This window comes from Streptomyces altiplanensis (assembly GCF_053591575.1).
Genome location: NZ_JBSFUB010000046.1, coordinates 1 through 12,687, shown reverse-complemented (window position 1 = coordinate 12,687; position 12,687 = coordinate 1). Strand labels below are relative to the sequence as shown.

At 74.6% G+C, this 12,687-nt stretch carries 14 protein-coding genes; 3 read left to right on the top strand and 11 right to left on the bottom strand.

Annotated features, from left to right (window positions below):
* Window positions 1-19: 19 nt before the first annotated feature.
* From rfaE2 to ACWD0Y_RS20490, 10 genes are all read right to left on the bottom strand, one after another.
* Entirely contained in the window at window positions 20-1,423 is a 1,404-nt protein-coding gene (gene rfaE2, locus ACWD0Y_RS20535; protein WP_450261761.1) for a D-glycero-beta-D-manno-heptose 1-phosphate adenylyltransferase, read from the bottom strand.
* Window positions 1,420-2,064: a D-sedoheptulose-7-phosphate isomerase gene (locus ACWD0Y_RS20530; protein WP_450261760.1), complete on the bottom strand. Its 645-nt coding sequence runs from the start codon at window positions 2,062-2,064 to the stop codon at window positions 1,420-1,422. The genes rfaE2 and ACWD0Y_RS20530 overlap by 4 nt, the downstream gene beginning before the upstream one ends.
* Window positions 2,065-2,167: 103 nt before the next feature.
* Window positions 2,168-3,430 (bottom strand): glycosyltransferase, encoded by a 1,263-nt coding sequence (locus ACWD0Y_RS20525; RefSeq protein WP_450261759.1) that lies wholly within the window; start codon window positions 3,428-3,430, stop codon window positions 2,168-2,170.
* A complete protein-coding gene (locus ACWD0Y_RS20520) occupies window positions 3,427-4,392 on the bottom strand; it encodes a glycosyltransferase (RefSeq protein ID WP_450261758.1) in 966 nt (321 codons plus the stop codon). The genes ACWD0Y_RS20525 and ACWD0Y_RS20520 overlap by 4 nt, the downstream gene beginning before the upstream one ends.
* On the bottom strand, window positions 4,389-5,486 hold the full coding sequence (locus ACWD0Y_RS20515; protein ID WP_450261757.1) for a glycosyltransferase family 9 protein: 1,098 nt from the start codon (window positions 5,484-5,486) through the stop codon (window positions 4,389-4,391). Before ACWD0Y_RS20515 ends, ACWD0Y_RS20520 begins: the two co-directional genes overlap by 4 nt.
* Window positions 5,483-6,154 carry a D-glycero-alpha-D-manno-heptose-1,7-bisphosphate 7-phosphatase gene (locus ACWD0Y_RS20510; RefSeq protein ID WP_450261756.1) on the bottom strand — a complete coding sequence of 224 codons (672 nt, stop codon included), beginning with the start codon at window positions 6,152-6,154 and terminating at the stop codon, window positions 5,483-5,485. Before ACWD0Y_RS20510 ends, ACWD0Y_RS20515 begins: the two co-directional genes overlap by 4 nt.
* Window positions 6,151-7,242: a glycosyltransferase family 2 protein gene (locus ACWD0Y_RS20505; protein ID WP_450261755.1), complete on the bottom strand. Its 1,092-nt coding sequence runs from the start codon at window positions 7,240-7,242 to the stop codon at window positions 6,151-6,153. Before ACWD0Y_RS20505 ends, ACWD0Y_RS20510 begins: the two co-directional genes overlap by 4 nt.
* Window positions 7,239-8,912, bottom strand: coding sequence for a carbamoyltransferase family protein (locus tag ACWD0Y_RS20500; protein WP_450261754.1), 1,674 nt, complete (start codon window positions 8,910-8,912; stop codon window positions 7,239-7,241). Before ACWD0Y_RS20500 ends, ACWD0Y_RS20505 begins: the two co-directional genes overlap by 4 nt.
* Before the next feature lie 78 nt (window positions 8,913-8,990).
* A complete protein-coding gene (locus ACWD0Y_RS20495) occupies window positions 8,991-9,953 on the bottom strand; it encodes an NAD-dependent epimerase/dehydratase family protein (protein WP_450261753.1) in 963 nt (320 codons plus the stop codon).
* A gap of 126 nt (window positions 9,954-10,079) precedes the next feature.
* Complete coding sequence (locus tag ACWD0Y_RS20490; protein WP_093802626.1) at window positions 10,080-10,385, bottom strand: hypothetical protein; 306 nt, start codon at window positions 10,383-10,385, stop codon at window positions 10,080-10,082.
* Window positions 10,386-10,470: 85 nt separating this feature from the next.
* On the opposite strand from ACWD0Y_RS20490, the gene ACWD0Y_RS20485 reads away from it, so the two are divergent.
* Entirely contained in the window at window positions 10,471-10,929 is a 459-nt protein-coding gene (locus ACWD0Y_RS20485; protein WP_450261752.1) for a DUF6098 family protein, read from the top strand.
* A gap of 83 nt (window positions 10,930-11,012) precedes the next feature.
* Window positions 11,013-11,204, top strand: a complete 192-nt coding sequence (locus ACWD0Y_RS20480; protein ID WP_450261751.1) for a DUF2795 domain-containing protein — start codon at window positions 11,013-11,015, stop codon at window positions 11,202-11,204.
* A 76-nt stretch (window positions 11,205-11,280) separates the two neighbouring features.
* Here ACWD0Y_RS20480 and ACWD0Y_RS20475 read toward each other — a convergent pair whose 3' ends face one another.
* Window positions 11,281-11,808 carry a hypothetical protein gene (locus ACWD0Y_RS20475; RefSeq protein WP_450261750.1) on the bottom strand — a complete coding sequence of 176 codons (528 nt, stop codon included), beginning with the start codon at window positions 11,806-11,808 and terminating at the stop codon, window positions 11,281-11,283.
* Between the two features lie 232 nt (window positions 11,809-12,040).
* On the opposite strand from ACWD0Y_RS20475, the gene ACWD0Y_RS20470 reads away from it, so the two are divergent.
* Complete coding sequence (locus ACWD0Y_RS20470; protein WP_450261749.1) at window positions 12,041-12,604, top strand: hemerythrin domain-containing protein; 564 nt, start codon at window positions 12,041-12,043, stop codon at window positions 12,602-12,604.
* Window positions 12,605-12,687: the final 83 nt, after the last annotated feature.

The window sequence follows — 12,687 nt, the reverse complement described above, 5'->3', positions numbered from 1 at the left end:
TTCGGACGGCTGCACCGTGTCAGGGCGACGACGGCCGCAGCCGTACGGCGGCCTGCGCCGCCCGGTGGGCCAGCTCCGTGGTGGAACGGCCGACGAGGTAAGGGAGCACGACCGCCTGGCCGCCCCACGCGCGCAGGACCTCCGCCTCGGGAAGGTCCTCGACCGAGTAGTCGCCGCCCTTCACCCAGACGTCGGGCCGCAGTCTGCTGAGCAGCGCCGCCGGTGTGTCCTCCTCGAAGACCGCGACGGCGTCGACGCTGCCGAGCGCCGCGAGGACGCGGAGCCGGTCCGCCACCGGGTTGAGCGGGCGCCCCGGGCCCTTGCGGCGGGTGAGCGACGCGTCGGAGTTGACGCACACGATGAGGCAGTCGCCGATACGCCGGGCGCTCTCCAGCAGTCCGACGTGACCGGCGTGCAGCAGGTCGAAGCAGCCGCCGGTCGCGACCACCGTGCCGCCGCGCGCCCTGACCCGCTCGGCGAGGGCGAACGGGTCCGTCTCGGGGGCCTCCTCCTCGGGGCCGGACGCCGGCTCCGTCCGCCACAGCGCCGGGTTGCCCGCGCCGCCGGCGCCCACGAACGTGGCGGCCTCGGCGACGGCCCGCTGCACGGCCTCCTCCGGCAGGGCGCCGTCCGCCAGCGCCGCCGCCGTCGCGGCCGCGAAGCAGTCGCCCGCGCCGCACGGGTCGCCCTGGGCGCGGTACGGCGCCGGGACGAGCATCGGCGTACCGGCGCCCGGGCGGGTCAGCAGGACGCCGCGTTCCCCGAGCGTCACGGCGACGGCCGCCACCCGCCAGCGCTCCGCCAGGTCGGCTCCGCGCCGGGCGTACGCGCGCAGGGAGTCGCCGCCGGCGGGGCTGAGAGCGCAGGCCTCCGCCCCGTTCGGGGTGACGATCCTGGCTCCCGGCACCGGGTCCTCGCCCTTGAGGTGGGGGTCCCACACCAGGGGGGTGCGGCGGGCCACGGCCGCCAGGTGCGACCGCACGGCACTCGCCGTGTGCCGTCCGTAGTCGGCGACGAGCACGGCGTGGGCCTGCGCCAGCGCCTCGCACACCGCGTCGTCCGGCTCGCCGGGCGTTCCGCCGCCGCGGTCGATCCGCACCAGCGGACGGCCGCCGGCCAGCACCCGCGTCTTCACCGGCAGGGTGCCGTCCAGCGGGATCTCCACCAGCCGGACCCGGCCCCGCAGGGCGCGGCGTACGGCCTCGCTGGCCGGGTCGTCGCCGAGCGCGGTCACCAGGGTCACGTCGCGGCCGCACCGGGCCGCCAGCACGGCGGCCAGTCCGGCCCCGCCGGGGCGGCTCTGGTCGCCGGTGACGTCGACGACGGGGGCCGGCGCGTCCGGGGTCAGCCGGGTGGAAACGCCTTCGATGTCCTCGTCCAGCAGGACGTCTCCGACGACCACCAGCGGCTTGCGCGCACTCACGGCATCCTCCGGCGGGCCGCGACGGGCCGGGTCCCCGTCCCCGTCCTGGCCGGAGCGGGCGCCCCGCCCGCCGCGTCGAAGCACGCGCACAGCAGGTGCACGGCGACGAGGTGGGCCTCCTGCACGGTCGCCGTGGTGGCGGCGTCGACGCACAGCGCCTCGTCGGCCGCCTCGGCCAGCGGGTTGGGCCCCGGCCCCGTCAGCGCCCATACGCGCAGTCCGGCCGCCCGGCCCGTCACCGCCGCCGTGATGAGGTTGGCGCTGCGGCCGGAGGTGGACAGGAGGACGAGGACGTCTCCGGGGCGGCCGTGGGCGGACACCTGCCGGGCGTACACCTGGTCGAACCCGTAGTCGTTGCCGATGGCGGTCACGCTGGAGGTCTCCGCGTGCAGGGCGATGGCCGAGTAGGCGGGCCGCTCCTGCCGGTACCGGCCCACCAGCTCCGCGGTCAGGTGCTGGGCCTGGGCGGCGCTGCCGCCGTTGCCCGCGGCCAGCAGGCGGCCGCCGACGGGGAGTACGGCGGCGAGCTCGCCTCCCCATGCGGCGAGCCGGTCGAGGCCCTGCCGGCGGAGCCGGCCGAGCGCGTCCTGCAGCGACTGGCAGTGCCGGTGCGCGGCGTCGAGTACCTGGGATTCGTTCATGCTGGTCGGGCGTACCGCGTCCGGGGACGACGGCCGGACCCGCACCTCCTTCGGACATCGGTGCTGCGCGGTTGGCGGTCGGGAACGCTGTGGTGCGGGTGCGTCAGATCACCCCCGTCGCGACGGGTTGCGGGGTGAGCACCTCGCCGTACACGGACTCGGTGGCCGCCGCGATCCGCGGCCAGCCGTAACGGCTCAGGACACGGCGGCGCCCGGCCTCCCCGCACGCCCGGCGCGTCGCGGGGTCGGCGAGGAGTTCGCCGACGACGCGGGCGAGGGCCCCGGGGTCGCCGGGCGGTACCAGCCGTCCGGTGGTCGGGTCGGCGACGGTGTCCAGCTGTCCGCCCACCGCGCTGGCGACGACCGGCCTGCCGCAGGCCATCGCCTCCAGCGGCGCGATGCCGAACGGCTCGTAGTCGGCCGGGCACAGCACCACGTCGGCGCTCCGCAGCAGCGGCGCCACGTCCTCGCTGGGGACGCCGCCCGTGAAGCGGACCCGGTCGGCCACCCCGGCCTCGCGTGCGATGTCGCGCAGCCGGCGCACCTCGGGGTCGTCGTCGATCCGGGCCGCCGTCGGGCCGCCGACCACCAGGAGTTCCGTGTCGGGCAGCTCGGCCAGCGCGGTGACGGAGACCGCGGCGCCCTTGCGGGGAACCAGGCGGCCCACCTGGATCAGCCGGTGCCGGCAGGCACCGTCCCGGTCGGCGGCCGGTCCGTACGGGGTGAACTGGTCGGTGTCCACGCCGCACGGCACGACGGCGACCTTGCCGGCGGGGATTCCCATCCTGGTCAGTTCGAGGACCTCGTCACGGCAGGTGGCGACGATCCGGTCGCAGCCCAGGCCCACCTCCCGCTCGCAGCCGAGCCGCGCCGGCGGGCTGGTGTCGGCGAGCCTCTGGTGGCGTCGCTTCACCGTTCCGAGCGCGTGGTACGTGTGCAGGAGCGGCAGCCGCAGTTCGCGCGTCGCGTGGAGCGAGGCGAGCCCCGACATCCAGAAGTGCGAGTGGACGAGGTCGGGCGGCCGGATCTGCCACTCCCTGGCCAGGTAGCGGCCGAACGCCAGCATGTGCGGCAGGAGTTCGTCCTTGGGGACCTGCTCGGGCGGGCCCGCGGGCACGTGGTGCACCTCGACGCCCGCTCGCAGTGGCACCCGGTCCGGCAGGTCGCGCGCGTCCCGCCGGGTGTAGACGGTGACACTGTGACCTCGGTCGGCGAGTGCGCCCGCAAGGCGCGCGACATGGACGTTCTGCCCGCCCGCGTCCACCCCGCCCAGAGCGGCGAGCGGGCTCGCGTGCTCCGACACGAGGGCGACCGACAGGGCGGCGGGGTGGCCGGCACCGGTGCTGATGGGGCTGAGGGATGTCATGAGCGCACCTCCGTCATCACGCGCTCCCAGTCGTCCAGGAAGCGCTTGAGCCCGTACCGTTCGAGGGCCGCTTGGCGGCCGCGCGCGCCGTCCTCGGCGGCGGCCTCCGGCTCCTCCAGGTAGCGCCGGGCGGCCCGCGCCAGTACGTCGGGTCGGGTGGACAGCGTTCCGGCTCCGGGCGGGACCGCCTCGACGGCTTCGGTGGTGGCGAGCGCCACCACCGGCATGCCCAGGTGCATGGCCTCCAGCAGGGACAGGCCCAGCGACGTCCAGCGCACCGGGTGCAGGTACATCCGGCGCTCCGCCAGGGCCGCGTGCAGTTCGCTCTGGGGCAGGTCGGCGGTGTGGCACCGGTCGTCGGGTATGCCCAGGTGCTCCGCCAGCCCCTCGGTGCGCATCCCGAAGACGTCCAGCGGCGCCGCCTCGGACAGGGCGGGCAGCAGGTCCGTACCGGTGTAGCGGCCGCGCCGGACCGGTTCGTTGACCACGACGGCCGCGCGCGGGAGCCAGCCGGTGTACTGGTGCCCCGGGTCGACGATGCCGTGCTCGATCACCTCGGTGCGGGTGGAGCCGTTGTCCCAGAACAGCCGGTTGAAGTGGGTGACGTGGACGAGCGTCAGGTCGTCGCGGTCCGCGAACGGGTGCCGGGTGTCCGGGACGTCGCCGTCCGGCGCGTTGTGCTCCAGGTAGACGGCGGGCACGTCACGGCCGGGCCGGCGTCCGCCCAGCCAGCGTTCGGCGAGTCCGAGTTCGTGCGGCCGCTGGAGGACGACGAGATCGACCTGCGTCTCGCGCAGTTCCTCGGGCGTCGTCTCCCGCACCGAGTCGGGCCAGGAGAACGTACGGGCCCGGCCGAGCCCGTCGGGATCGCGGCCGGGTGTGACCGGAACGAGATAGGTGTGGGGCCCCTGGACGAACGCCGTGGTCCAGGAACCGTGTACGTGCCACAGCAGGATGTTCATGCCCTCGCTCCTCGTTCCGTTTCGGATACGCCGCCCGGTACGGCCGGGCGGTCCGCGTCGGCCCCCGCTCCGGCCCCCGTGCGGTCGCCGAGCGCGGCCACGGCGGCGATCACCTCGGCGTCGCCGATCCCGTCAAGGCAGGGGTGTCCCGGGGACGGGCAGCGCCGGGCCCTGCTTCCGGCGCAGGGCGCGCTCTGGTCGCCGAGCAGCACGTGCGGTACGCCGTACGGGCCCCAGCGTTCGGCCGGCACCACCGGGGCGAACAGCGAGGCGACCGGCGTCCCCACCGCGGCGGCGAGGTGCGCGGGCCCGGTGTTGCCGACCACCGCGACCCGCGCCCCGGCCAGGACCCCCGCCAGCTGGTGCAGGTCGGTGGCCCCGCCGAGGTCGAGGGCGTGGTGTCCGGCGACTTCCGCCGTCAGGTCCCTCTCCGCCCGGCCGCCGGTCACCACGACGCGGTACCCCTCGGCACAGAGCGCGGCGGCGGCCCGCGCCGCCCGTGCGGGGCTCCAGGCGCGGGCCGGTACCGCGGCGCCGGGGTGGAGCACGACGTACGGCCCGGGGCCGGTGAGGTGCGCGGTGTCGGGCGGAGGGGAGATGCGCAGCGTCCCGTCGTCGCCGGGCGGCAGCGCGAAGCCGGCGTCCTGGGCCAGGTCGAGCGCGGCCTGGGCCTCGTGGCGGTGGGGCAGCCGGTGGTGGCGCAGGTCGAGGAGGGCTCCCGGGTAGTCCTCGCTGTCGGCCGCCGTCCAGCCGACGCCGGCGAGTTTCAGCAGCAGCGCGGCCGGGAGCGGGCTCTGGTGGTACGAGACGAGCACCAGGGCGCGGTCGAACCGGCCGGCGGACAGGGTGTTCAGCAGTTCGCGGGTCGCCGCGCGCGTCACCGGCGCCGGTTCGATCCCCACCCAGGGGGCGTCGTACACCAGCACCTCGTCCACACCGGGGAGGAGCCCCGCCGCCTGGGCGCCCAGCGGCCCGCACAGCAGGGCGGTGTGCGAGGAGCCGGCCGCCACGGCCCGGACGGCGGGTCCGGCCAGCAGTACGTCGCCGGCGCTGTCCAGGCGGACGACGAGCGTCCGGGGAGCGGAAGAAGTCATCGCGGGCCTCCCGCCGTCCGGTCGGCGTCGGCGCGCAGCGCCAGCCGTACCGCCTGGAGCAGGTCGGCGGCCGTCTCGCCGGCCGCCTCGGTCTCCTCGGGCCGGGTGACCGGGGTCGGCACCAGCACCCCGCGCGCGCCGGCCGCGCGGGCGGCCTCCACATCGGCCCCGATGTCCCCGATGACGACGGTGCGCGCGGCGCGCACCCCGAGCCGTTCGCAGGCGGCCAGCACCAGACCGGGCGCGGGTTTGCGGCAGCCGCAGCCGTCGTCCGGCCCGTGCGGGCAGACCGCCCAGAGCGCGAACGGGCCGAGCAGGGCCTCCACCCGCTGCCGCACGGCCTCGACCTGACGGCGCGTCAGCAGACCGCGGGCCACGCCCGACTGGTTGCTGACCACGCCCACCGGGATCCCGAGGGAGCGTACGGCGGCGACGGCTTCCCGCGCCGACGGCATGAGTTCGACCCGCGCCGGGTCGCCGTTGTAGGGCACGTCGGCCACGAGCGTGCCGTCGCGGTCGAAGAGGACCGCCTCCGGGAGGGCGCCGCCCGTGTCCTTCCGTGCCGGCGGCGTGTCCGGGCGGCCCTCCGCCGGCCCCTCGAACAGCCAGAGGCCGGTCGCGGGGTCCGAAGGGCCTGTCACGGGCCGGGCCGCGGGATGGCAGGTCATGGCCGCACCCGCTCCTGGACCGGCTCGCACGGTGCGCTGGGCGGCGCAGCGGCCTCGTACGGGCCGAGCGGCAGCACCCGGCGGTGGGTGACCTGGCCGCGCAGCCAGTGCCAGGTGGCGGCGGGCGGAATGAGCACGCTGGTCAGCGCCATGGAGACGATCTCGTCCCGGGTCCGGGGTCCCGGCGCGATCCGCGCCCGGGCGAATTCGGCGGTGCCCGCCAGCCACCCGGCGGCGCAGGCCGCTGCCGTTCCGCGCCGCCCGAGAGCGGCGCAGGCCAGGGCCGCCGCCGCGGCCGCGGTCACCACGAGGTGGCGGGGCAGGCGCCCCCGTGGCGCGTCCGCCCGGTTCCACCAGTCCCGGCCGTGCCGCCGGGTCATCAGCACGTCGTCGGCGTTGCCCGCCTGGAGGCGTACGGAGATCCAGCGGCCGGCCGGCCGTACCGGATGCGCGGTGACGCGGTTTCCGGCGCTCACCGCCCAGCCCGCCGCCAGTACCCGCAGGGCGAGGTCGGTGTCCTCCCGGAAGGCGCGGCGGAACCGTTCGTCGAACCCGCCGACGGCTTCGAGCGCCTCCCGGCGGTACGCCATGTCGGCGGTGATCCACCGGGCGGTGGCCAGCCCGGCGGTGTTGCGTTCCCAGTCGGTGGGACGGCGGTCCGCGGGGAGCGGCACCACGATGCGGGCGGTGACGGCGGCGGTCCGGTAGGTCGCCGCGGCGAGGTCCGCGGCGAGGTCGTCGGCCCAGGTGGGCCCCGGCACGACGTCGTCGTCGAGGAAGACCGCCCACGGCACCGGGCCGGCTTCGCGCCAGCCCCGGTTGCGCGCCGCGGCCGGTCCCCGCGCGTGGCCGGCCACCACGGTGGTCACGGGCCGCAGAGCCTGCGGAACGTCGACCGGGAGGGGCGTGCCGCCGGGCTCGGGACGGTCGTCGACAAGTACCACCCGCACCGGCCGGGGGCCGGCGGCGTCGGCCAGTGCCCGCAGGCACACGCTCAGGCCGGGGCGTCCGAGCGTGGGAATCACCACGGCGTACTCGGGCGGCGTGCTCTCCCGGCCGGCCGCTGTCTCCTGTCCGGGGGGCGTCATCGCGCCGCCCCGTCGTCGTAGGTGTCCGACGAGTGGAAGAAAGCGCCGCGCCGGATCGCGTACGGGCCGATGGCCAGCAGGTCGACGGGCGAGGACCCGAAGCACTCCAGCGCGTCGCGCGGGTCGTCCACCATGGGCCTGCCCGCCGTGTTGAGGCTGGTGTTGACGACCACGGGCAGGCCGGTGAGCCGCTCGAACTCGCCGAGCATCCGGGCGACCAGCGGCTCGCGCACCGGGTCCACGGTCTGGATGCGGGCGGTCCCGTCCACGTGGACGACGGCCGGGATGCGGCTGCGCCAGGTCTCGGCGACGTCGTGGACGAACAGCATGTACGGGCTGGGCATCGGACCGTCGAAGATCTCCGGGGCGCGGTCGGCCAGCACCATGGGCGCGACCGGCCGGAACTGCTCGCGGCCCTTGACGTCGTTGAGCCGTTCCAGATTGCCCGCGTGGCCGGGGTGGGCCAGCAGCGAGCGGTGGCCGAGCGCCCTGGGCCCGTACTCCGAACGCCCCTGGAACCAGGCCACGATCTGGTTGTCCGACAGGGCCCGGGCCACGGTCGCGGCGATGTCCGCCGGCCGGTCGAACGGCACGGCCGCCGTCTTCAGCCAGGCTCCGAGCTCCGCCTCCGACCAGTCCCGGCCGAGGTCCGCGCCGGCCATGGGCTCCGGCTCGTCCCCGCCGCCCGCGGCGAGCAGCAGGGCGCTGCCCAGCGCGGTGCCCGCGTCACCGGCGGCGGGCTGCACCCACACGCGCGAGAAGGGCCCTTCGCGGGCGATGCGGGAGTTGGCGACGCAGTTGAGCGCGACGCCGCCGGCCAGGGTCAGGACGCTGTCGTGCGTCTGCCCGTGCAGCCAGCGCACAAGATCCAGCAGGGTCTCCTCCAAGGCGGCCTGGGCGCTGGCCGCCAGGTCCGCGTGGTCCTGGGTCCACGCCTCGTCCGGGCCCCGGGGCGCGCAGAGTCCGTGCCAGGGCACCGCCGTGGCACGGAAGCCGCCGTCACCGGTGGGATACACGTGGTGGCGCAGTTCGGGGAGCATGCGCGGGGTGCCGTGCGAGGCGAGGGCCATGACCTTGAACTCGTCACTGGAGCGCAGGAACCCGAGGTGCTCGGTGAGCTCCTCGTAGACCAGCCCCAGCGAGTGCGGCAGGTCCTGCGCGCACAGCGCCTCCAGCCGTCCCCGGATCCGGCGCGCGGCCAGGTGCGAGGCGCGTTCCCCGCGGCCGTCGAGGACCAGTACCGAAGAGGTCTCCGCGCCGGAGGCGGCGAACGCGCTCGAAGCGGCGTGTGCCATGTGGTGCGGTACGAAGCGGACAATGCCCGGGTCCAGCCCCGGCAGGGCGGTCTTGAGGAAGCCGGGGACCTCACGGGCGTACGTCAGCCGCAGGTGGTCCCAGGGGTCGTCCAGGCCCATCTCACCGGCGGGCCTGGCGAGCTCCGGATCGAAGGAGTACGCCACCGCGTCGAGGTCCTGCGGGCGCAGGTTCGCCCGCTTCAGGCACCAGGCGGCGGCTTGCTCGGGCAGTTCCCAGGCGGAGAAGGGCACCGGCCGTTTTCCGTGCTTGCGGCGGGAGAACCGCTCCTCCTCCGCCGCGGCGACGGTCCGGCCGTCGATGACGAGGGCGGCGGCGGGGTCGTGGAAGAGTGCGTTGATTCCGAGGATGCGCATGGGGTCCCAGGCCTTTCGGCGAATCGGGGCGAAGCCGGGCCGCGCCGGAAGGCGCGGCCGGGAGGGCGTTCGGCCGGATCAGCTGTCCGTGTGGGCGCGATACCAGGCGATGGTGCGCCGCAGGCCCTCTTCGGCACCCACGCGCGGTTCCCATTCGAGCTTGTCCTGGGCCAGCGTGATGTCGGGGCAGCGCACGGCGGGGTCGTCCGTCGGCCGTTCGATGAAGCGGATCTCGGAGGTCGATCCGGTGAGCTCGATGACGAGCCCCGCCAGTTCGAGCATGGTGAGTTCGGCGGGGTTGCCGATGTTGACCGGGCCGCGCATCCCGTGGGCCGCCGCCGCGAGGATGCCGCGCACGGTGTCGTCGACGTAGCACAGCGAGCGTGTCTGGAGTCCGTCACCGGTGACGGTGAGTGGCTCGCCGGCCAGGGCCTGGCGGATGAACGTCGGTACGGCGCGGCCGTCGTAGCCGCGCATCCGGGGGCCGTAGGTGTTGAACAGCCGCACGATGCCGGTGTCGGTGCCGTGGGCGTCGGCCTGGGCGGTGGTCAGCGCCTCGCCGAAGCGCTTCGCCTCGTCGTACACGCTGCGCGGCCCGACCGGGTTCACGTTGCCCCAGTACCGCTCGTTCTGCGGGTGCTGCTGCGGGTCGCCGTAGACCTCGGAGGTGGAGGCGAGCAGGAAGCGGGCTCCGGCGCCGTGGGCGAGGGCCAGGGCGTTGCGCGTACCGAGGCTGCCGGCCTCCATCGTGTGCAGGGGCAGCCGCAGGTAGTCGGCGGGGGACGCCGGGGACGCGAAGTGGAGTACGAGGTCGGGCGGCCGGTCCACGGTGAACGGGTCCGAGACGTTGGCCTGCACCAGCGTGAATCCGGGGCGGTCGAGCAGCGCGGTTATGTTCTCGGGCCGGCCGGTACTGAAGTCGTCCACGCAGGTGACGGCGGTGCCCGCGTCCAGAAGCGCGGTGCACAGGTGCGAGCCGACGAAACCCGCGCCGCCGGTGACGACGGCGTGTTCCCAGCGGCGCGGGAGAGCGGTGTTCATTTCAATCTCCTCCGGACTGAGCGATCGGACCTCCGATCAGAGTCAGCCCCGGAGAAGCAAGCAGCACGGTGATGTAGAGCATTCGAGTGACGTACGGACAGTGAGGAGCGGCGGCCGGCGGTTCCCTCAGGGCCGCGGGTTGGTCCGGTGCCACTTGGGGCGGGCGTCGCTTCCCCGCCGCCCGGCGACGGACGCGCACCGCGGGCACACCCGCTGGACGCGGTCCGCGGCGCCCCCGGATTCCGGGAGGATGTCGGGCCAGGCGACGTGTGCGAAGCGCCCCAGCCGGGAGCGGCTGAGGGACAGACCGCACACGGTCTGGTTCATGCCGTGCTCCCAGGCATGCACCTCACCGGCGGGGAGCCGGCGGCCGTCCTCCTCGTCCACCCACTGTCCGGAAGCCGCAACTGCATATCGCGTGCTTGCTGCCATGGATTACCGGTTACCCCTTTGAGCACATGAATGCCTACGGTTCTCAGTGGGTGAAAAGCGCATGTGTCGAGGAGTGAGTGCTGGCATGAATACCGCGGACGAGCTGCCTGTTCTGCGTACGCTCGACGAACTGACCGATCTCGTCGGACGGCACGACCGGCTGCACGACCGGCTGTACGTACGCTGGTCACGCGGCCCCGCGACCGACCTGAAGTCGGTGTCGAGCCGGGACGACCTCACGGGTGTTCCCATGCCGGGACTGTCCGCGAACTCCCTGGGCGTCGAGCCGTGGTGGGGGGACCGGCCGGTGAGGGTGTGGGTGGCCCGCCGGCTGTACGACTACTCGCACCTGCCGCGCGAGAAGGGTCCTGGTGTGCGTCCCTGGGCGCTGCGCGGGGAGGAGGCGGGCCGGGGGCCGGACAACGAGCCGCTGGTCCGGGACGTCCAGCCGGTCGGCTGGATCGACGCACGCGTGATCGAAGAGGCTGCCGCGGAAGTCGCCCGGCAGGAGGGCGTCTGGGGCCCTCTCCGGCGCGAGGCATAGCCGGAGACCGCGCTGTGCTCCATCGCGGTGACAGCTTCGGCACCGGGTATGCACACGCGGGGGCCGGGGGCATGTATCGGCCCATGAAGGTGAACCCGATCGAAATGCAGAAGTCCCTCGGCGGCGTGAATTACCCCGCCTCCAAGAAGGACATCGTCGAAACGGCGAAGAAGAGCGGCGCCGACCCGGAGGTCAAGAAAGCGCTCGACGCCCTGCCGGAGAAGGAGTACGACTCCCCCGCGGCCGTCAGCAGGGAAGTCAGCAGGGAATCCTGACCCCGCCGGGCCGGGTTCCAGGCACCTCGGCCGGCCCACGTGGCCCGGGCTTCAGGCGGTGGCGCCGGCCCGGGCCTCAGACCGTCAGCGCCGGTCCCGGCTTCAGACGGTCGAGGAGCAGGCCGTGGTGGAGCTCGGCTACGGGCGCGAGGAGATCCGGGTGGCGCAGGAGCGCGGCGGCCCGCCGGTCCCGTACGTCGGGCGTGACCAGGCGCCGGAACTCGACGGGCGAGTCCTCCGTGTGCCGGGACCCGGCGAGCGCGGTCACCGCGGCCTCGGCCAGTCCCGGGGCGCTGAGCAGGCAGGCCGCCCAGCTCGCCACGATCTCGTCGACCCACGTACGCCACGCGTAACCGTCCGGATCATCGGCCGCGGCACCGTCCGCACCCGTGATCCAGTCGAGCCGGGCAGAGCCTCCGGGCCCCGCGACCGAGACCAGCGCGGCGTCCATCGGCGTCGGGTAGCGGAGCCAGGCCGCGACCGTCACGGCCTGCCGTGCCTGTACCTCGCAGAGAGCGGAGTCCATTACTCCGCCGCCCGACGGATAGGCGCGGGTCAGCCACTGAGCGGTCGCCGCTATCAGCGGGGAGAGATCTGCAGGCACTGCCGGACCGTCCGAATCCGCGAGGGGAAGAAGTCCGGAACGCTACCCTCCGCATTTCCCCGGGGAAATGATGCGGGTCACGGCAGAGCAGTGGCCTGGGCCACACCACCGGTACGCCACGCCCTCGGGGGCGGCAATGCACCGGGCGGTGGCCGCGGAGGAGTTTCACTGTCGCCCGGACAGGCTTCCGGACGACCGGAAAATCACGGAAACCGCACAGAGGAGCAACACCATGGGACACGGCGGAGACGTCATCGCGGAATTGATGACCGACCATCAGGAAGTGGAGGAGCTGTTCGCCAATATCGAGGAACTCCCGTCCGGCGACAGCCGGCGGAAGACGTACGCCGACCAGGCCACCATGGAACTGGTCCGGCACTCGGTCGCGGAGGAGGCGTACCTCTACCCGGCGGTCCGTGCGCACGTTCCGAACGGTGACGCACTCGCGGACCGGGAGCTGGAGGACCACGCCGCCGCGGAGCGCACCATGAAGGACCTGGAGAGCTGCGAGGCGGAAGACCCGCAGTTCGACATGCTGGTCGGCAAGCTGATGACGGAGATCAGGACGCACATCATGGACGAGGAGAACAACCTCTTCCCCCGGCTGCGCGAATCCTGCTCCGCCGAGGCGCTGAACGACCTGGGCGACAAGGTCCGGCAGGCCAAGAAGTCGGCGCCGACCCGTCCACACCCCTCCGCTCCCGACAAGCCGCCGGCGAACAAACTGCTCGCCCCCGGGGTCGGACTCGTGGACCGGATGCGCGACGCGCTGTCCGGCCGGGGCAAGGAGTCCTGAAGACCGCACCCGGCGCTTCCGCCGAAGCGCCGGCACCCCGCACGCCCGGGCCGGACGCCGACGGAGGACGCGTCCGGCCCGGG